18 protein-coding genes are annotated in these 19,683 nt (G+C 51.2%); 11 read left to right on the top strand and 7 right to left on the bottom strand.

Annotation, left to right across the window (positions count from 1 at the left end):
• Window positions 1–5 precede the first annotated feature (5 nt).
• Complete coding sequence (locus tag FT643_RS21825; RefSeq protein ID WP_156873569.1) at window positions 6–563, bottom strand: GspH/FimT family pseudopilin; 558 nt, start codon at window positions 561–563, stop codon at window positions 6–8.
• Between the two features lie 164 nt (window positions 564–727).
• On the opposite strand from FT643_RS21825, the gene thiO reads away from it, so the two are divergent.
• Window positions 728–1,855: a glycine oxidase ThiO gene (gene thiO, locus FT643_RS21820; protein WP_156873545.1), complete on the top strand. Its 1,128-nt coding sequence runs from the start codon at window positions 728–730 to the stop codon at window positions 1,853–1,855.
• Between the two features lie 13 nt (window positions 1,856–1,868).
• Here thiO and FT643_RS21815 read toward each other — a convergent pair whose 3' ends face one another.
• The 3 genes from FT643_RS21815 to FT643_RS21805 are packed head-to-tail and all read right to left on the bottom strand — an operon-like array spanning window position 1,869 to window position 5,112.
• Entirely contained in the window at window positions 1,869–3,245 is a 1,377-nt protein-coding gene (locus FT643_RS21815) for a sigma-54-dependent transcriptional regulator (protein WP_156873544.1), read from the bottom strand.
• A 15-nt stretch (window positions 3,246–3,260) separates the two neighbouring features.
• The gene (locus tag FT643_RS21810; RefSeq protein ID WP_156873543.1) at window positions 3,261–4,883 is read right to left on the bottom strand and encodes a sensor histidine kinase; all 1,623 of its coding nucleotides are present in this window, start codon (window positions 4,881–4,883) and stop codon (window positions 3,261–3,263) included.
• The gene (locus FT643_RS21805; RefSeq protein ID WP_156873542.1) at window positions 4,876–5,112 is read right to left on the bottom strand and encodes a PP0621 family protein; all 237 of its coding nucleotides are present in this window, start codon (window positions 5,110–5,112) and stop codon (window positions 4,876–4,878) included. Before FT643_RS21805 ends, FT643_RS21810 begins: the two co-directional genes overlap by 8 nt.
• Window positions 5,113–5,215: 103 nt before the next feature.
• Between FT643_RS21805 and FT643_RS21800 the strand changes: the two genes are divergently transcribed.
• Window positions 5,216–6,859: an NAD+ synthase gene (locus FT643_RS21800; protein WP_156873541.1), complete on the top strand. Its 1,644-nt coding sequence runs from the start codon at window positions 5,216–5,218 to the stop codon at window positions 6,857–6,859.
• A gap of 31 nt (window positions 6,860–6,890) precedes the next feature.
• On the opposite strand, the gene FT643_RS21795 is transcribed toward FT643_RS21800, so the two are convergent.
• Entirely contained in the window at window positions 6,891–7,715 is an 825-nt protein-coding gene (locus tag FT643_RS21795; RefSeq protein WP_156873540.1) for an outer membrane protein assembly factor BamD, read from the bottom strand.
• 162 nt (window positions 7,716–7,877) lie between these two features.
• Between FT643_RS21795 and rluD the strand changes: the two genes are divergently transcribed.
• The 3 genes from rluD (at window position 7,878) to clpB (ending at window position 12,250) form a co-directional block, all read left to right on the top strand.
• Window positions 7,878–8,828 carry a 23S rRNA pseudouridine(1911/1915/1917) synthase RluD gene (gene rluD / locus FT643_RS21790; protein WP_156873539.1) on the top strand — a complete coding sequence of 317 codons (951 nt, stop codon included), beginning with the start codon at window positions 7,878–7,880 and terminating at the stop codon, window positions 8,826–8,828.
• On the top strand, window positions 8,818–9,585 hold the full coding sequence (pgeF, locus tag FT643_RS21785) for a peptidoglycan editing factor PgeF (RefSeq protein ID WP_156873538.1): 768 nt from the start codon (window positions 8,818–8,820) through the stop codon (window positions 9,583–9,585). Before rluD ends, pgeF begins: the two co-directional genes overlap by 11 nt.
• 91 nt (window positions 9,586–9,676) lie before the next feature.
• A complete protein-coding gene (gene clpB, locus FT643_RS21780) occupies window positions 9,677–12,250 on the top strand; it encodes an ATP-dependent chaperone ClpB (protein ID WP_156873537.1) in 2,574 nt (857 codons plus the stop codon).
• A gap of 106 nt (window positions 12,251–12,356) precedes the next feature.
• Here clpB and FT643_RS21775 read toward each other — a convergent pair whose 3' ends face one another.
• Window positions 12,357–12,821: a DUF4124 domain-containing protein gene (locus FT643_RS21775; RefSeq protein ID WP_156873536.1), complete on the bottom strand. Its 465-nt coding sequence runs from the start codon at window positions 12,819–12,821 to the stop codon at window positions 12,357–12,359.
• A gap of 533 nt (window positions 12,822–13,354) precedes the next feature.
• Here FT643_RS21775 and FT643_RS21770 point away from each other — a divergent pair.
• The 6 genes from FT643_RS21770 (at window position 13,355) to FT643_RS21745 (ending at window position 19,438) form a co-directional block, all read left to right on the top strand.
• Complete coding sequence (locus tag FT643_RS21770; RefSeq protein WP_317622100.1) at window positions 13,355–15,076, top strand: acetolactate synthase 3 large subunit; 1,722 nt, start codon at window positions 13,355–13,357, stop codon at window positions 15,074–15,076.
• A 2-nt stretch (window positions 15,077–15,078) separates the two neighbouring features.
• Window positions 15,079–15,570, top strand: coding sequence for an acetolactate synthase small subunit (ilvN, locus tag FT643_RS21765; protein ID WP_156873535.1), 492 nt, complete (start codon window positions 15,079–15,081; stop codon window positions 15,568–15,570).
• A 38-nt stretch (window positions 15,571–15,608) separates the two neighbouring features.
• Window positions 15,609–16,625, top strand: coding sequence for a ketol-acid reductoisomerase (ilvC, locus tag FT643_RS21760; protein ID WP_156873534.1), 1,017 nt, complete (start codon window positions 15,609–15,611; stop codon window positions 16,623–16,625).
• A gap of 129 nt (window positions 16,626–16,754) precedes the next feature.
• On the top strand, window positions 16,755–17,729 hold the full coding sequence (gene pssA / locus FT643_RS21755) for a CDP-diacylglycerol--serine O-phosphatidyltransferase (protein ID WP_156873533.1): 975 nt from the start codon (window positions 16,755–16,757) through the stop codon (window positions 17,727–17,729).
• An 80-nt stretch (window positions 17,730–17,809) separates the two neighbouring features.
• Window positions 17,810–18,802, top strand: a complete 993-nt coding sequence (gene msrP, locus FT643_RS21750; protein WP_156873532.1) for a protein-methionine-sulfoxide reductase catalytic subunit MsrP — start codon at window positions 17,810–17,812, stop codon at window positions 18,800–18,802.
• A gap of 33 nt (window positions 18,803–18,835) precedes the next feature.
• The gene (locus FT643_RS21745; protein ID WP_156873531.1) at window positions 18,836–19,438 is read left to right on the top strand and encodes a protein-methionine-sulfoxide reductase heme-binding subunit MsrQ; all 603 of its coding nucleotides are present in this window, start codon (window positions 18,836–18,838) and stop codon (window positions 19,436–19,438) included.
• On the opposite strand, the gene FT643_RS23585 is transcribed toward FT643_RS21745, so the two are convergent.
• The coding region (locus FT643_RS23585) for a hypothetical protein (protein ID WP_232340386.1) at window positions 19,439–19,683 on the bottom strand (245 nt) is incomplete at its 5' end.

Raw genomic sequence — 19,683 nt, 5'->3', positions numbered from 1 at the left:
AAGCATCAGGCTTCGGTGCAGGTCCAACCGGCATCGTCGTCGTGTGGCACGGCTCTGATTTTACCCGACATGGCGATATAGATACGGTAAGCGTATTGGTCGTCGCCGCTGTCCGGGCATACAAATAGGCTGCCCTGGTCCCCCGGAGTCCAGCCGTTCGCCTGAAAATCGATAGTATATCCACCTGCGCCGTCAGCGTCGGAGTAGGTGCGGTTGTGGGACAGGGTGACTCCGTCGCCTACGCTCATATTCATAACGGCTTCTGTTCCCGCCCCATTATCGGGATCCGGTCGCAAGGCAATCAGCTTATGATTCCAGTCTGCGGCGGAGTTACTGCAGCTGACTCCGTCTGCACTCGCGCACACTGTCACGGTAGCTAATTGCTCCACCGCAGTGAGGCGGGCTAATCGTAAAAGCTCTACGATGTCTTCCATCGACGTACGGGTGCGTGTTCGCTCAATTAGCGATTTAAACGAAGGTACACCAATGCCCAGCGCGATGGCCACAATGAGCAAAACAACCATGATTTCTACCAGTGTAAATCCTGAGTGAGCGCGTCGCATGGTCCTTATCTGATACCCCGGTTTAGTGAACTTTAAAAGGCCTGGATGTAGGCACCATCGTTAGTCAATGCAGCTGCATGGTTACGCTACAACGCCAACTAGATTACCATTCACACCAATATTCATAAACAGTAATCCAGTGATAGTCTGGATAAGCGAGTGAAATGAGCGAAGTCATTATAGTGGGGGGCGGTATCATCGGCTTGCTTACCGCCCGGGAGTTAGTCCAGTCCGGAGCGCAGGTCAGACTATTGGAGCAAAGCACTTTGGGGCAGGAGGCGTCTTGGGCTGGCGGCGGGATCGTGTCACCACTCTATCCCTGGACCTATAGTGATCCTGTTACCGCATTGGCCAGCTGGGCTCAGGACTATTATCCCGAATTAGTGAGCCGGCTATACCAAGAAACCGGTATAAATGCCGAGCTGAATGCTTGCGGCCTGCTGATGCTGGACGCACCGGATGAAGACGACGCCCTGCGTTGGGCTGAGACGCATAATAAATCAATGCAGCGCTATCCCGGCGCCGATATTCAAGCTATGGAGCCCAATCTGACGGCGCATCCGCAGCAAGGTCTATGGATGCCCTACGTGGGGAATGTACGTAACCCACGGCTGCTTAAAGCGTTGATTGCCAGTTTGCAACAAAGCCCGTTATTTTCAGTTGAAACCCACTCCCGGGTGGTGGGGTTTGAACCCTCCCGGGGTGAACGTCTGCAGGTGCAAGCGAAACAAGGCAAAAGTGCAAAGCAGGTTGTGTTTGAGGCAGACCGGGTCGTGGTTTGCTCCGGCGCCTGGACCCGGCAACTTTTGGAATCCGTGGGCGTCGAAATTCCGGTGGTGCCGGTACGGGGACAGATGTTGCTGTTTGAAGCTCGCCCGGGACTGATCAACCATATTATTCTGCGACAGGGAAAATACCTGATTCCGCGGTTGGATGGGCATATTGTGGTAGGCAGCACCCTTGAGCATACCGGCTTTGAAAAAGCGACGACAGCCGACGCCAAGGCGATGTTATTACAGCACGCCTATAGCATGGTTTCCGCATTGAAAGAGGTGCCGGTTGTCGCGCACTGGTCCGGTTTGCGGCCAGGCTCACCTGCTGGTATCCCTTATATTGGGCTATTGCCGGGTTGGCGGAATTTATACGTAAATGCGGGACATTTTCGGAATGGCTTGGTACTGGCTCCGGCATCAGCCCGTCTAATGGCCGATATTGTGCTGGGGCGTGATCTCATTGTTGACCCCACTCCTTATGATCCGGCAGTAGACAGGTCGTCGGAACCCATGCATTGATTGCTCAAAAGATTTAATCGTCGGTATCCAGGCCCAGTTTTTTCAGGCGGTAGCGTAATGACCTGAAACTCATGCCCAGCTTTTTTGCGGCTGCAGTGCGGTTCCAGCGGGTTTCTTCCAGTGCTTTTAAAATCGCCTGCTTTTCGATATCGGTCAGGTATTCTTCCAGCGAATCCCCTTCCACAAAATCCGGAATAGCGTGGTCGCCCAGGGTGCTGCCCACCTTTGAGACCGGATTGCCATCGGTGGGTAATTGCAGATGCTCCGGGGTTATCACTTCGTCGTCGCACAGTGTGACCGCGCGCTCCAGTATGTTCTCCAGTTCGCGAACATTGCCGGGAAATTGATAATTCTGAAGCGCCTTTTCGGCATTGCTGCTTAGTCTGGGCAACTCCATTTCCCAATCTTTTGCCAAGGCTTTCAGAAAGTACTCAGATAAAAACCGGATATCATCGATGCGATCACGCAGGGGCGGTACGCACATCTGAATCACATTGATGCGATAGAACAGGTCCTGACGGAAATCACCTTGTTCCACCAGTTTGCTTAAATCCTTGTGAGTCGCACTCAGAATACGAACATCGGTGTCTATTTCTTTTTGTGCTCCAACAGGTCGTACAGCCTTTTCCTGGATTGCCCGCAGTAATTTCACCTGCATTTGCATTGGCAGGTCTGCCACTTCATCCAGAAATAAGGTGCCGCCCTTAGCCGCCTGAAACAAACCGGTTTTATCTTCATAGGCACCGGTAAAACTGCCTTTCTTGTGTCCGAAAAATTCACTTTCCATCAATTCGCCGGGAATGGCACCGCAATTCACAGGTACAAAAGGGCATTCGCTACGAGGCCCTAATCTATGAATTTCCCTTGCCACCAATTCCTTGCCGCTACCGGATTCGCCGCTGATATAGACTGGAGCCTGACTGCGCGCCAGTTTCACTATCTGCGTTTGTAACTTCATTATCTGGGGTGAAGCACCCAATATAGGCGAGTCGCTATGTTTGGCCACAATTTCGCGTTTACCTGCATTCAGCTTTAAAGCCGTATTCACCAGATCGCGCAAGCGTTGCAGGTCCACCGGTTTGGTGACGAAATCAAAAGCACCGGCTTTAAGGGAGGTAATGGCGGTGTCCATACTGCCGTAAGCAGTCAGGACTGCAACCGGCGTGTTCGGATAATTCAATTGAATGAATTTCACCAGATCAATGCCGTTACCATCAGGCAGATTCATATCGGTTATACACAAATCAAATTTTTGCTGCTCCAGAGCCGCATGAGCTGAATCGATATCAGCAGCTGAATAGGTTTCTATGTCCATCCGGGACAGCGTCAGATCCAGCAGTTCTCGAATATCCGGCTCGTCATCGATGATCAGTGCTTTATATGAACTCATGGTCAGGATTTACCTTTAAATAGTGACTATTCGGGCCGGGTGCGAAAATGTAATCCGGAAGCAGCTACCGGTTTTGGTTGGCACGTAATCCAGGCGCGCTTGGTTGGCTTCGCATAGCTCTCTTGCAATATACAGCCCCAAACCGGTGCCGCTTTTTTCCGAGGTATAAAAGGGTTCAAAAATTTTATCGCGTCTATCCGGCGGAATGCCCGGGCCATTGTCGATAATATCCAGTGTAGGCTGTTCTGTTTGAATACTAAAGCTGGCCACCACATTCAGGGTTTGCTGCCCGGTATTCTGATAGCTGTAGCGCAAACCATTTTGAAACAGGTTAGTCAGGACCTGCTGAATCTGAGAGGTATCTATGCGGAACATCAGATCCGGATTATTGCCGGTAAAGTGAATGTCGCAGCGCTCGGTTTGGGTGCTTTCGAAGTCCGCAATAAACGATTGTATCCAGTCAACCATATTCAGCAGTTCCGGTTCGGCCTGCTTGCGCCGCGACAGTTGCAACACATTTTCAATTACTTTGTTCATGCGGATGCAGTGTTGATGCACAATTTCGGCTAAGCGCAGGTCTCCTCTATTCAGGGCTTCGGATTCCTGTAGTAATTGCGATGCATGGCTTATCGCCCCGAGCGGGTTACGTATCTCATGGGCAATGCTGGCTGTTAACCCTCCCAAAGAGGCGAGCTTGAGTTGTTGCGCTTGCTGAGCCATGCGGGTGTTGTCGTCCACGAATATCAACGCATTGGAGTGCTCATTGGATTCCATTAACGTGAAGTTTGCCTGTACTTCCGGGCCGGAAATATGAGAGCGGAACGGTTTCGAGCGAACGCAGGGGTCTTTGCGCCAATCGCGTAATTGCTTAGCCAGGTCAGGTGAGATATGTTCCACTTCGGTGTTTTTGGTGATCAGTGGCATGCCAAAGATTTTCCAGCAGGAATCATTGATTAAAACCACTTTTTCTTTTAAGTCCGCCACTATTATTCCGGTGCGCATACGCTGAATAATCAGGTGATTAAGCTCTTCGAGGTTGGCCAGATCCTCCGCCTGTCTGCCTGCTAATTCCGCACTCGCTCGCAGACGATTAGCAATTTGCTGAGCCAGAATCGACGTGGCAAAGAACGCGATACCGATAAACGCACTTTGCAGGAAGTCTTCCTGTTGAAAATGTTGTTGCAGCGCGGCACTGAGTAGTTGCTTGTAGATAACCGCCAGGGTGGCGATTGAGGCGAAAAAGGTTGCCAGTTTACCTTTCACCAGAATGCTGCCCGCCGCCACGGTAACAACCAGTAAAATGGTCAGGTTGGTATTGCTTTCGCCATTGGCGTACTCAAGTAAAGCAATCGAGATGATATCGATCAATATGACAATGCCGACCTGGACCCCAATACGGCCGATGTGCTGGCGGGCGATCAACAGGTTGAGAATTGAAAGCACCAGGTAGGTGACAGCGGTGGCGGCATAGAGGCTATCATCGTCTCCGGGGGAGCGGGTATTGCTGGTGTTTAGAAAGAACGCAGTCACCAGGCTCAACGCCAATAGCAGACGGTAATATAAGTAAACCAGCAACAAGCGCCATTCATTCTGACGCAGTTCTTCGATGGACGTCGTAGGTGGGGAATTTTCAGTCATCGCGATGGTCGTTCAGATAAAGGTCTTTGTGTTGCTGGGAACAAAAAAAGTGTTGCTGATACTCAACAGCTTCATTCGCCGGTAAGTGAATACCACAGTGGCTACACTTTTTCATAGAGGCGGGGGCGGGAGCGGTGGAAGCCCTCGATTTACGAAGGGTTAATTTCCGATAAACGAAAACGACGGCACTGATCAGCACCACGAGAATGATCAAACGAATAATAAACATGGTATAGAATCCCTTTCCCTCGCCAGATCTTTGCGTGTTGCGGCGATTTAGACCACAATACCCGCAATTTTCTGGTGACCAGTAACTATAGAGTTCAAAGTTCATGAAAAACAATGATTTACAAATCATTATAGCGCAGTTGGATTTCATGGTTGGAGATATTGACGGTAATGCGGCACAAATTTTGTCTGCAGCGCAACAAGCGCACGATCAGTATGGCGCGGATTTGATCGTCTTTCCCGAATTAACCCTGACCGGCTACCCGCCGGAAGATCTGCTATTCCGAGACAGTATCCGTATCCGGGTGGAGAAAGCGCTATCCCGTCTTTGCAGTAGCTTGCCCCCGGAACTGTATGTGTTGATCGGCTATCCGCGTAAGGCAGAAGGGACATTGCATAACGCAGCGGGACTGATCTATCAGGGGCGTGTAATTGCCGAATACTTTAAGCAGGAGTTACCAAACTATCTGGTATTCGATGAAAAGCGCTACTTTCAGCCCGGGGATCAACCTTGCGTGGTGGACGTACGTGGGCACCAGATTGCAATCACCATCTGTGAAGATATTTGGCACGCCGGCCCTATGTCGCAGGCCCGGAATGCCGGTGCCGAATTGATGCTTAATTTAAATGCGTCACCTTTCCACTTGAATAAAGAGACGGTCCGCAAGGAATTATTGTTGAAGCGTGCGCAGGAAGGGGGTATGCCCATTGTGTACGCGAACCTGGTGGGGGGGCAGGATGAGCTGGTTTTCGACGGCGGTTCCATGGTGGTTGACGCCCGCGGTGAGCCTACATTCAGGGCGGCAGCATTTAAAGCCGGGCTATTCCCGGTGTTTTTCGACGTCGAAAACAAACTGGCGCCACGCTTGGTTTCGGTCGCTCCTGATCTATCGAAAGAAGCCAGCGCCTATAGCGCACTGGTATTGGCGGTTAAAGACTACGTCAATAAAAACGGCTTTAAAGGAGCGGTGCTGGGGTTGTCTGGTGGGGTCGATTCCGCATTGACTTTGGCAGTGGCTGTTGATGCTCTTGGCGCAGACCGGGTCGAAGCCGTCATGATGCCGTTCCGCTATACCTCGCAAATGAGTCTGGAAGATGCGGAAATGGAAGCGAACGCGCTGGCGGTGAATTATAAGGTGATTCCGATTGAGCCAATGTACGAAGCGTTTATGAATTCCCTGGCAAAGGAATTTGAAGGCACCGAGAAGGACACAACAGAAGAAAATATACAGGCTCGTTGTCGCGGTGTAATACTGATGGCGATCTCCAATAAAAAACGTTTTATTGTGCTTACAACGGGCAATAAAAGTGAGATGTCGGTGGGTTACGCCACCTTGTATGGGGATATGGCGGGCGGCTTCGATGTACTTAAAGATGTGCCGAAGACATTGGTATTTCGTTTGTGTGAATACCGGAACAGTCTGACCCCCGATAATCCCCCCATACCGCAACGGGTGATTGATCGCCCGCCTTCGGCGGAGTTAGCGCCTGACCAGAAAGACGAAGACAGTTTGCCTCCTTATCCGGTGTTGGACGCCATTCTGGAGATGTACGTGGAAAGGGATTTTAGTGCTGATGCGATTGTGGCTCAGGGCTACGATTCGGAAACCGTGCGATGGGTTATCAGGCAAGTGGATTTGAACGAGTATAAACGACGTCAGTCACCGGTTGGCGCCCGCATTACAGCCCGTGCATTTGGCCGCGACCGGCGTTACCCCATCACCTGCAAGTGGCCGGCGGGGGAGTAACGGGGGAAATCGAACCGAAGTGTAAGGGGGGCTAGTCGAAGAGCCCGAAGGTGACAACGTTGAGTAACGATTGCTTGCCGCGACTGGCTTTCTGGTATCGAAAATTGCCGTTCTTGTCCAGCCCGGGGTAGTCGGGGAAGTTGTACTTCAAGACTTTCACAGTGCTATCGCGAAGATCGGGCATATCCAGCTCGGTATAGGCCTGGGCCATTAACACCAAGGCATCCGGAACCGCCGGGCTGGTGTCAAAATTCTCTACTACATAGCGGCCACGGTTAGCGGCAGCAACAAATGCCCCGCGGCGCATATAAAATGAGGCGGCCTGTAATTCGTATGCTGCCAGTAAGTTGCGCAGATAGACCATGCGCTGACGGGCGTCGGCGGCATATTTGCTATCAGGAAAACGGTTGATCAGCCGGTTAAAGTCTTCAAACGATTCCCGGGCCGGCCCCATATCCCGCTCGGTGAAATCACTGGGAATAAAGCGTTCCAGCAAGCCCCTGTCAACACTGTAGGATGCCAGCCCTTTCATGTAATAGGCGTAATCAAGCTGGGGGTGGTCTGGGTTGGTATTGATAAAGCGTTCCGCAGTGGCGGCAGCGGCTTCATAATCCAGCGTGCGGTAATGACAATAGATCAGGTCCAGTTTTGCCTGAGCGGCATAACGACCAAAAGGATAACGGGATTCCAATCCCTCCAAACGCTCGATTGCCAAGCTTAAGCTGTTGTTTTCCATAGCAGTCTGTGCTTCATCATAGAATTGATGTTCAGATAGCTGAGGCGTTTTCGGATCGCTCGCGCAACCCGCGAATAGTACGACCAAAGGAATGAGTAGCCAGTGTTGCCAAATGCGCATAGTGATCTCTGGAATCAATGAAAAGTCAGAATTGACAAGATAAAACTCAATATCGAGCGGCATTATAGCCGGAATCAGTTCGAATAACAGATCGTTAGCTGTGATCTACTTGCACCGAACAGCCTGTTAGAATAACAGACCCAGTGAGTAAGAGTGAGTTCCATGACCCGACAAATACAACTTTCAGCCCAGGTACCGGACAGTCTCGGTGGCCAGCGGCTTGACCAGGCAGCCGCTGAGCTGTTTCCGGACTATTCCCGTTCCCGCTTACAAAGCTGGATAAAAAGTGGCGATCTATTGGTGGATGGAGAGAATCGTAAACCCAGGGAAAAAATCGTCGGAGGCGAAACGATTTCCATTGATGCGGAGCTGGAAGCGGATCAACGCTGGGAAGCGCAGCCAATCGATCTGGATATTGTCTATGAAGATGACCATTTGTTGGTAATCAACAAGCCGACCGGATTAGTTGTGCATCCTGCAGCGGGGAATCGCGATAGCACCTTGCTGAATGCTCTGCTATTTCATGCGCCTGACCTGGCTGGCCTGCCGAGAGCCGGAATAGTGCACCGGATTGACAAAGAAACCACCGGTTTGCTGGTGGTAGCAAAGACGCTGAAAGCGCATCACTCGCTGGTAGCGCAGCTGCAGGCGAAAACCGCTTTTCGTGAATACGAAGCCATAGTCACCGGCGTCATGACCGGTGGAGGCAAGGTGGACGAGCCCATCGGCCGGCACCCGACACAAAGAACCAAGCAGGCTGTCACCTTCAGTGGAAAACCCGCGGTGACCCACTTCCGGCTAATAAAACGATTCCGTGCCCATACCCACATTCGCCTGCAACTGGAAACCGGTCGAACCCACCAGATCCGAGTGCATATGGCCTATATCCGGTACCCTTTGCTGGGTGATCCCACCTACGGCGGGCGCCTGAAAATTCCGAAAGGGGCGGGCGAAGAATTAATGGAGGCCCTACGCAGCTTCAAGCGGCAGGCGTTGCATGCAAAAAAACTGGGAGTCGAGCACCCCGAGACAGGGGAGTATTGCGAGTGGGAAGTGCCATTGCCGGAAGACTTCCGTTCCATCCTGGCCGTACTTGAAAACGATGACGACTAATTTCGGCAACCTGGTAGAACAGTGGCTACAGCCAGATTGGTCTGTACCTGGGGTGCAGGCGTATGTGTCCACCCGTGCGGGTGGTTTTAGTCAGCCGCCTTACGATGGTTTCAATACCGCAGACCACGTGGGCGATGATGCGCAGGCGGTACAGCGTAATCGTGAGCGGGTGAAAAACCACTTTCATTGGCGCAGCCAGCCGCAATGGATGCAGCAGGTGCATGGAATTAACGTCGTCGAGGCTGGATCGGGCGGTGCTTCCAGGCAGGCAGATGCCATTGTCAGCCATTTCCCAGGCGTGGTTTGTGCGTTGCACACAGCGGATTGTTTGCCGGTGTTTTTTGCCCACCATTCCGGCTCTGTGGTGGCATTGGCACATGCCGGCTGGCGTGGACTTGCCGCTGGCGTTGTTGAGGCCTCACTGCACAAAATGGGCGTTCCGGCAAATGAAGTCCGGGTGTGGCTGGGGCCGGCAATCGGCCCGTCGGCGTTCGAGGTGGGAGAAGACGTGCGTTCGGCGTTTATGGCACAGCACCCGCAAACACAAAGGTGTTTTGTGCCGAGCTTGAACGATCGCTGGCTCTGTGATCTATACAGTATCGCGCGGCTGCGTCTGGGGGGCCTGGGTGTCACGCAAATTACCGGCGGCGAGCATTGTACCTATTCAGATCCGCGGTTTTACTCCTATCGGCGCCAAGCGGTCACCGGGCGCATGCTGTCCTTGATTTGGATTGATCCACCTCACTGCAACCCCTGAATCTGTCTCTGTCCTGTATAGTGCTTCTTGAAATCCCGTCTGATCGCCCCCAAATCGTAAAGCAGTTAAGACAATATATTGAGGAATTGAAATGCGAATTGACCGCTTGACCAGCAAGTTACAGCTCGCCCTGTCTGATGCTCAATCTGCGGCAGTGGGGCGTGATCACAATTTCATTGAACCCGTTCACCTCTTGTCCGCGATGCTGGAAGACAGCTCGGGTGGGATAAAGCCGTTGCTGGCTCAAGTGGGCGTGAACGTGGGGCAGCTTAAGGACGAAATTACAGCCCAACTAATCCGCTTGCCTGCCGTTCAGAATTCGGAAGGCGATGTCCACATGTCGAACGATCTCGGACGCATACTCAATGTAGCGGACAAGCTCGCTCAGCAAAAAGGCGACAAATTTATTTCCAGTGAAATGGTTGTGCTCGCCATGGTGGAGGATCGCGGCGCAACCGGTCAGATCTTCAAAAAGCTGGGTGTGTCCAAATCCGATCTTGAAACCGCAATTGAGAAAATCCGTGGGGGCGAACAAGTGATCGACCAAAACGCAGAGGAGTCACGTCAGGCGCTGGAAAAATTCACCATGGATTTAACGGCTCGTGCGGCCGAAGGTAAGCTGGACCCGGTGATCGGACGTGATGATGAAATTCGTCGCACCATTCAGGTATTGCAACGCCGAACCAAAAACAATCCGGTGTTGATTGGTGAACCGGGGGTCGGAAAGACCGCCATAGTCGAAGGATTAGCGCAACGGGTGGTTAATGGTGAGGTTCCTGAGGGCTTGAAAAACAAGCGCGTATTGTCTTTGGATATGGGCTCACTTTTAGCCGGTGCTAAATACCGTGGTGAATTCGAAGAGCGCTTGAAATCCGTATTGAATGAATTAGCGAAAGAAGAAGGCAGTGTCATTCTGTTCATTGATGAACTTCATACTATGGTTGGTGCAGGTAAAGGTGAAGGTGCAATGGACGCTGGAAATATGCTGAAGCCGGCATTGGCTCGCGGCGAGTTGCATTGTGTCGGCGCCACCACCCTGGACGAGTACCGTCAATACATCGAAAAAGACGCCGCGTTGGAAAGGCGCTTTCAAAAGGTCCAGGTTGATCAACCCTCAGTGGAAGATACAATCGCCATTCTGCGTGGATTGAAGGAGCGTTATGAAGTACACCATGGTGTGGATATTACAGACTCGGCGATTGTGGAAGCAGCCAAACTGTCACAGCGCTACATCACAGGAAGACAGCTTCCCGATAAAGCAATTGATCTGGTGGATGAGGCAGCCAGCCGTATTCGCATGGAAATGGACTCTAAACCAGAGGAGCTGGACCGCCTGGAGCGTCGTTTGATTCAATTGAAAATGGAGCGGGAAGCGTTAAAGAAAGAGGTGGATGACGCTTCCCAAAAGCGCCTTCAAAAACTCAATGACGAGATTGATCAGCACGAAAGAAGTTTTGCTGATCTGGAAGAGGTGTGGGTTACAGAAAAAGCGGCGTTGCACGGTAGCCAACAAATAAAAGCAGATCTTGAACAAGCTCGGATTGATCTTGAGCAAGCGCGTCGTATTGGTGATCTAACCAAAATGTCTGAGCTGCAATACGGCCGGATTCCTGAGTTGGAAAAACAATTGGATATGGCTGCGCAGGCCGAAATGATGGAAATGAAATTGCTGCGCAACAAAGTAACGGAAGAGGAAATTGCGGAAGTGGTTTCCAAGTGGACCGGGATACCGGTTGCGAAGATGCTGGAGGGCGAACGGGAAAAATTATTGAAAATGGAAGAAGCGCTGCACCAGAGAGTGGTTGGCCAGCACGAAGCGATAAAAGCGGTCTCCGATGCTATTCGTCGCTCCCGGGCCGGACTTTCCGATCCCAACCGGCCTAACGGTTCTTTTCTGTTTTTGGGCCCGACCGGTGTAGGTAAGACTGAACTCTGTAAAGCGCTGGCCACGTTCCTGTTTGATACTGAGGAAGCGTTGGTGCGGATCGATATGTCCGAGTTCATGGAGAAGCACTCTGTGTCACGGCTGATTGGTGCGCCGCCGGGTTACGTCGGATACGAAGAGGGTGGCTATCTCACGGAAAGCGTGCGACGTAAACCTTATTCGGTGATTTTGCTGGACGAAGTGGAAAAAGCGCACCCTGACGTATTCAATATACTGCTGCAAGTGCTGGAGGATGGCCGTTTAACGGATGGGCAGGGTCGAACTGTCGATTTCCGCAACACGGTGATAGTCATGACGTCCAATATGGGGTCAGACATAATCCAAAGTATGGCCGGTGACGAGAATTACGAGCAAATGAAAAATGCAGTGATGGACATCGTCGGCACACATTTCCGTCCGGAGTTGATAAATCGAATCGATGAAGTGGTGGTGTTCCATCCGCTGCTGAACGAACAGATCCGAGGCATAGCTCGAATACAATTGGCTAACCTCCGTAAACGATTGGCCGATCGGGATTTGATGCTGGAATTGTCTGAAGCGGTTATGGATAAATTGGTTGAAGCGGGCTTCGATCCTGTCTATGGCGCGCGCCCATTGAAACGTGCTATCCAGAGGGAGATCGAAAATCCATTGGCTCAGGATATATTAAGCGGTCGATTCCTGCCGGGAGAAACGATACGGGCTGATATTCTGGATGGGCACATCGCTTTTTCTAAATAAGTTTCCAGAATCGAAGCCGGATTAGCGAGCAGCGAAGTGTGATTAGCAAAACACAAAAAAGCCGGGCAACCCGATTCAGGTAGCCCGGCTTGGTATCGACGTCTTGTTACATGCCCGTGCAGTTTTCGGCCATGTATGTCTGAATTTCTTTGATGCGGGATGCTATTTCTGCTTCATCCAGAAACCGGATCTCTCCGTCCGTACCGGTTTCCTTAACCCGCCGGTTCGCTTTGAGCTGACCCAGGTTGCGTTGTTGATCCTTACAGTTCTGCGCCATAATCGCTTTATTGCGGCGCTCGATCTCAGCGTTTTTATCTTCCCGGCTGAGTTCCTTTGTTTCTGAAGAAGACTTGCGCATGGCTTCCAGGTTGTCCACCGCTTGCTGCTGATCGCTGGACGCGCCTGATTTCACATTAATAGTCTGCGCGGTTTCAGTATCAGGCGGATTCTCGCCGTAATGTGTAACGCCCTGATCGTCGACCCACTTGAAAAACTTGGCTGCATGGAGAGGGGAGGCCAGCATCATCGTGGCCAGGATCGCTACGGGCAAAAGGAATCGTTGTTTAATCATTGTCTTGCCTGACTCTGTGAAAAACTTACTCTAAATATAGTCGGTTAAATGGACTAATCGTAGAAATTCCATAGCAAACTGTGAAATTGAACCAATTTTAACCCTTTTGCCGGTTCCCCAGGCCTAAGTGTCTGGTTTTGAAAGCAATCCCTTTCTATTGACAAAATTTACATCCATGTCAAGATATGCGGCTCACTAAGGTGGGTGCAAATTGGTAAGTGAACCTATGCCAACCTGCGCTAGAGCGAGAGTTTCGCCACTTTTAGGCAAGCATTACCACCCTATATGTTTGCTCTACCCCGTCGATCTCGCTAGATGAATCTGACACCCATAGGTGGAAGAGAAGGCACATCCCGAACCCCGCGGTTGTGGTGCCAAACTAGCTTTAAACCCACAGGACATGCCGGCCGCAGTGAAAATTCGGCAGGTATGACACTGAATTCACAGATTTTAATAAGATCGTAATAGGCTTGAATGCACACTTGCAGGCGGGGCCGCCTGTAAATTGGGCTTTCAAGGTGAGGTGTGAGATCGTGGAACAATTATCAGGCGCAGAGATGCTCGTTCGTGCACTAGCGGACGAGGGCGTTGAAACCATCTTTGGTTACCCCGGCGGCGCAGTACTTCATATATATGATGCGCTGTTCCAGCAAAGTAGAATTTCCCATGTGCTGGTGCGACATGAACAGGCGGCTGCACATATGGCCGATGCTTTTTCCCGCTGCAGCGGGAAAACCGGCGTTGTCCTGGCGACCTCCGGTCCCGGCGCGACCAATACAGTCACTGGTATCGCAACCGCGTATATGGATTCGATTCCTCTGGTTATTATTACCGGCCAGGTGCAGAGCGACTGGATCGGCAATGATGCTTTCCAGGAAACCGACATCGTGGGTGTCACACGGCCGATCGTAAAGCACAGCTTTATGGTGAAGAAAACCGAAGACATCCCCGAAATTATCAAAAAAGCGTTCTACATAGCGGCCACCGGCCGTCCCGGTCCGGTATTGGTGGATATTCCCAAGGATCTCACCAGCCCGGCAGTGACTTACGACTATAGTTACCCGACGAAAGTGAAGATGCGCTCGTACAATGTAGTGAATAAGGGGCACTCCGGGCAGATCAAGAAGGCGGTGGACTTACTACTGGCCAGCAAGCGCCCCGTTTTTTACACCGGCGGCGGCGTGATTCAGGGCAATTCATCAGACCTGCTCACTACTTTGATTCGCAAGCTAGGCTTTCCCTGCACCAACACGTTGATGGGGCTGGGCGCCTTTCCCGGCGATGATCCCCAGTTCCTGGGAATGTTGGGTATGCATGGTACTTATGAAGCCAATATGGTGATGCATCATGCCGACCTTGTGCTGGCAATTGGTGTGCGCTTTGACGACCGGGTTACGAACAGCGAGCCCAAGTTTTGCCCCAACGCAAAAATTGTTCACGTGGACGTTGATCCTGCTTCCATAGCGAAAAACATTCCGGTTGATGTGCCGATCGTAGGACCGGTTGATCAGGTGTTGACGGAAATGCTGGATCAGCTGGAAAAGGTGGAACAAAAACCCGACCAACAAGCTCTGGAAACCTGGTGGAAGCAGATCGATGCCTGGCGTGCTTATCACGGCCTGCGTTATGAAACCAGTCCGGACATTCTGAAGCCCCAGCAGGTCATAGAAGCACTCTACAAAGTGACCAACGGCGAGGCCATCGTAACCTCCGATGTAGGCCAGCACCAGATGTTCGCAGCGCAATACTATAAGTTCAAATACCCCCGTCAGTGGATCAACTCCGGCGGCTTGGGCACGATGGGCTTCGGGTTGCCGGCCGCGATGGGGTGTTTAGCCGCGTTTCCTGAGCGTACCGTGGCGTGTGTAACAGGTGAAGGCAGTATCCAGATGAATATCCAGGAGCTGTCCACCTGCCTGCAATACAATTTCCCGGTGAAAATTGTCAATCTGAACAACCAGGCATTGGGTATGGTGCGCCAATGGCAGGACATGCAATATCAGGGACGTCACTCAAGCTCTACGTACGAAGAGTCTCTGCCGGATTTTGTGAAATTGACTGAATCCTATGGGCACGTCGGTATCAAGGTGACCAAGCCTGAACAGTTGGACGAGGCAATGGAGCGGGCGTTTGCATTGAAAGATCGTTTGGTGTTTCTGGATATCAACGTCGATCCCAATGAGCATGTATATCCCATGCAGATAAAAGAAGGCTCCATGCGTGACATGTGGCTTAGCAAAACGGAGCGTACCTGATCATGCGACGTATTATTTCAATCCTGATGGAGAATGAGCCTGGCGCACTGTCCAGAGTGGTAGGTTTGTTTTCCCAGCGTGGTTACAACATCGAAAGCCTGTGTGTTGCACCCACCAATGATCCAACTTTGTCCCGGCTGACGTTGACGACTACAGGATCCGACCGGGTCATAGAACAAATCACTAAACAACTAAATAAGTTGATAGAAGTGGTTAAATTGGTTGATCTCAGTGAAGGTGCGCACATTGAGCGCGAGCTTATGTTGGTGAAACTAAAAGCAACTGGCGCACAGCGTGCCGAGATCAAGCGTACTACCGATATATTTCGTGGTCAGATCGTGGATGTCACCAGCTCGGTTTATACCGTTCAACTGACCGGTGCCAGCGATAAGCTGGATGCGTTTGTCGAATCCGTCGGTGAAGCTTCCATTCTGGAAGTGGTTCGTTCCGGTGTTTCGGGTATTGCCCGCGGCGATAAGATTCTGACTCTTTAATAATTGAATACACAGCATTAATACATAGAGGAATCCCCATGCAAGTTTATTACGACAAAGATTGTGACCTTTCCATTGTTCAAGGCATGAAAGTTGCGATCATCGGATATGGCTCTCAGGGCCATGCACATGCAAACAACCTGAAAGATTCCGGCGTAGATGTCGTGGTAGCACTGCGTGAAGGTTCGGCAAGTGCACAAAAAGCAGAAGCCTCCGGCTTATCTGTTAAGGCCGTACCTGAAGCGGTTCAGTGGGCTGACCTGATAATGATTTTGACTCCGGATGAATTTCAGTCGCAGCTTTACAAAAACGAAATTGAACCCAACATCAAGCAGGGCGCTACCCTGGCGTTTGCTCATGGCTTTGCCATTCACTACAACCAGGTGGTGCCGCGTGCGGATCTTGATGTCATCATGATTGCGCCGAAAGCGCCTGGCCATACAGTGCGATCTGAATTTGTGAAAGGCGGTGGCATCCCGGATTTGATCGCAATCTATCAGGACGCTTCCGGCAATGCGAAAAATGTAGCGTTGTCCTACGCCAGTGGCGTTGGCGGCGGCCGCACCGGTATTATCGAAACCACATTCAAAGACGAAACTGAAACCGATCTGTTCGGTGAGCAGGCAGTACTTTGCGGTGGTGCAGTTGAGTTGGTTAAAGCGGGCTTTGAAACGCTGGTTGAAGCCGGCTACGCACCAGAAATGGCTTACTTCGAATGTCTGCACGAACTGAAGTTGATCGTGGATCTGATGTACGAAGGTGGTATTGCCAATATGAACTACTCCATTTCCAATAATGCGGAATATGGCGAGTACGTAACCGGCCCCGAAGTCATTAATGATGAATCCCGCGCTGCGATGCGCAATGCATTGAAGCGGATTCAGGATGGTGAATATGCCAAGATGTTCATCGCTGAAGGGGCTCATAACTACCCGTCAATGACGGCTTACCGGCGTAATAATGCGGCACATCCAATTGAAAAAGTGGGTGCCCAGCTGCGTGAGATGATGCCTTGGATTCAAGCCAATAAGATCATCGATAAGGATAAAAACTGATCCGTCCTGAGTCAGTGAATGCGCGGCTTCGGCCGCGCTTTTTGTTTGCGTGCCGGAAACGGAAAGAGTTGAAAAATCTCCGGCCAGGGGCCAAAGTACAGGTGCCAACACTATCTCAAAGGTTGAATCATGGTAGATAAGAAGACGCCATCCGGCGGGCCGGAAGATACAGCAGATCGCAGCAAGCCCGACTCTCATCTCCCGCCATCTGGAAAAGCCAGTTCGGGGAAGCCGGGGGTTACACAGCAAGATAACCCACCCCAGGAAAAAGACGCTGGGTCTGTGGTTAACTTACGCAATAGTAAAGAATCTGATGACGCTGACATTGACGATCATGATGGTGTTACCTTTGAAGTAGTCGAGGGTGAAGAGCTTGAAGGCGGCAAAAAAATCCGCCGTAAAGGGGTGTATCTATTACCGAACCTGTTTACTACCGGTGCGCTGTTTTCAGGCTTTTATGCCATTGTTGCTGCGATGAACGGGGTTTATGAGCATGCAGCAAGTGCAATATTTGTGGCCATGATTCTGGACGGTCTGGACGGCCGGGTTGCGCGCATGACCAATACCCAGAGCGAATTCGGTGAGCAGTACGACAGTCTCTCTGATTGCATCTCGTTCGGGGTCGCACCAGCTTTAGTGTGTTATTCCTGGTCTTTGTCCACGTTAGGTAAATTTGGCTGGATGATTGCGTTTGTTTACGCAGCTTGTGCTGCTCTGCGTTTAGCCCGCTTCAACGTTCAGATTGACACGGCAGATAAGCGCTACTTTACCGGATTGCCCAGCCCGGCTGCTGCCGGGGTGGTTGCCGGAATCGTGTGGTTCGGCACTAATCAGCAAGTGGACGTGGCCGACAGCACGATTTCGTTTCTGGTCGCGGCATTTACAGCCTTTTCCGCAGTGATGATGGTCAGTAACGTGAAATACAACAGCTTCAAGCAGTTGGATTTCAAGGGGAGGGTGCCCTTTATCGCGATTCTTGCCGTGGTGCTGGTACTTGCGGTGATTTCCACGTACCCATCCGGCATGCTGTTGGCGATATTCCTGATTTACGCATTAAGCGGTCCGTTGCTCTCTTTCTGGAGAAAGAAACCGGCAAAAGTGTAACGGCAGAAAAATATCAAAGTCTAGTAACAAACGGGCCGGTATTGCGTCAAAGGAACATGAGGACGACAAGAAGGTGCCCTATGTTAATCAAAAGCAAAGATCCATCTGAGCCCAAGAGTTACGAAATCACGCCTGAGTCAGGCTACCTGAGCCGCAGGGAGTGGTTAAAGCGAGCCGGCTACCTGGGGGTGGGGGCAGCCGCTTTCACTCATTTGGGGGCGCAGGCGAAAACTGACGCCAACTGGCAGGCCATGTTGCGTAGTAAGTTGGCGTCCAGTAACCAATGGCCATCCTCAGCTAAAGATGAGCTGACCCCCTACGACGACATCATAAAATATAATAATTTTTATGAATTCGGCACCGGTAAAGATGATCCCTCCCGTAACAGCAAAGATTTCAAGGTTGATCCCTGGCGCGTCGAAATTGAAGGTGCAGTCAAGCGACCGGGCAAATACACCCTGGAGGATATTCTTAAACCCCACCCACTTGAGGATCGTGTATATCGATTCCGGTGTGTCGAGGCGTGGTCTATGGTCGTTCCCTGGGTCGGTTTTCCTCTGGCGGATTTGATCAAACGGTTTGAACCTACTTCTAAAGCAAAGTATGTACGCTTTGAAACCCTGGTTGATCCTGATCGTTTCCCTGCGCAGCGCTTTGGGCGTTCGACCCTGGACTGGCCCTATGTAGAAGGGCTGACGATGGCCGAAGCCATGCATCCGCTGTCGTTGATGGTTGTGGGAATTTATGGCAAGCCGTTGTTGCCGCAAAACGGAGCGCCTCTGCGTCTGATGCTGCCGTGGAAATACGGATTCAAGAGCATTAAATCCATCGTAAAAATTCAGTTCGTCGAGCAGCAGCCGAGAACAACCTGGCAGCGTATGGCCTCTCAGGAGTATGGTTTTTATGCCAACGTCAATCCGCAAGTGGATCATCCCCGCTGGAGCCAGAAGCGGGAGCGGCGTTTACCGAACAGCCTATTCAACCCCAACTGGGTTGAGACGCAAAAATTCAATGGCTATGAAGATCAGGTCGCTTCGTTATATAAAGATATCGATTTGAGTAAAAATTTCTGATGCTGATTCATTGCGGGTTCCGGTTTTATTAGCATGAAAAAAAACACCATCGTAAAGCTTCGTTGGGGGCTGCATATATTGCTCGCCCTCCCATTCTTCTGGGTGGTTTATCTTGTTGTTAGTGGCGACATAGGCACCGATCCGGCCGAAAAAATCGTACGTGAATTTGGGTTTGACGGTGCCTGTATCCTTTGGCTCAGTCTGGCGATGACCCCCTTGCGCAAGCTTACCGGCAACGCAATATGGATCGCGTTCAGGCGGCCATTGGGACTATGGAGTTTTTTCTATTTGAGTCTGCACCTCTGCTCATTTCTGGTGTTTTGGGCCGGACTCGATTTTCAGGTCATAACGGAAGAGCTTAGCGAGCGTCCGTATATTTACATCGGCGTTGCTGCCTGGGTGTTGTTGGTTCCGCTGGCAGTCACGTCAACACAGCGAAGTCGTCGGCGCTTAGGCAAGAAATGGAATCAATTGCACCGTCTGGTATATCTCAGCGGTGCGTTAGCGGTGCTCCATATTGTGTGGGTGAGCAAACTTGATTATGTACAACCGCTGATTTTCGGGTTCCTGTTTATAGCGTTCATGCTCCTTCGTACTGAAAAGATCAAAAATATTCTGCGTCCTGCAAAATCATAACTACACTGGTTTTACTTTTCTGAAAAACACTTCGGATACGGCTCCAGCCCGCAGGTGCTGCGGGCTGTTTGTTGGAGCGGGGCGAAAGCAAGAAGCGTTTTGCGCGAGTAAAAGTGTTGGAATGGCTAAGGTGTTGAAAAAATTGTTTAAAAAAAGCGTTGACGGGTGAAATGATGTCCCTATAATGCGCACCACTTCGACGGGAAAGGCAGCCGACAAGGAGGCCGGGAAGGTTGGAGTAAAGC

The sequence above is a fragment of the Ketobacter sp. MCCC 1A13808 genome (assembly GCF_009746715.1).
GTDB lineage: Bacteria > Pseudomonadota > Gammaproteobacteria > Pseudomonadales > Ketobacteraceae > Ketobacter.
Note: the sequence above shows the minus strand (reverse complement) of the source record. Positions and strands in the feature narration are given on the sequence as shown.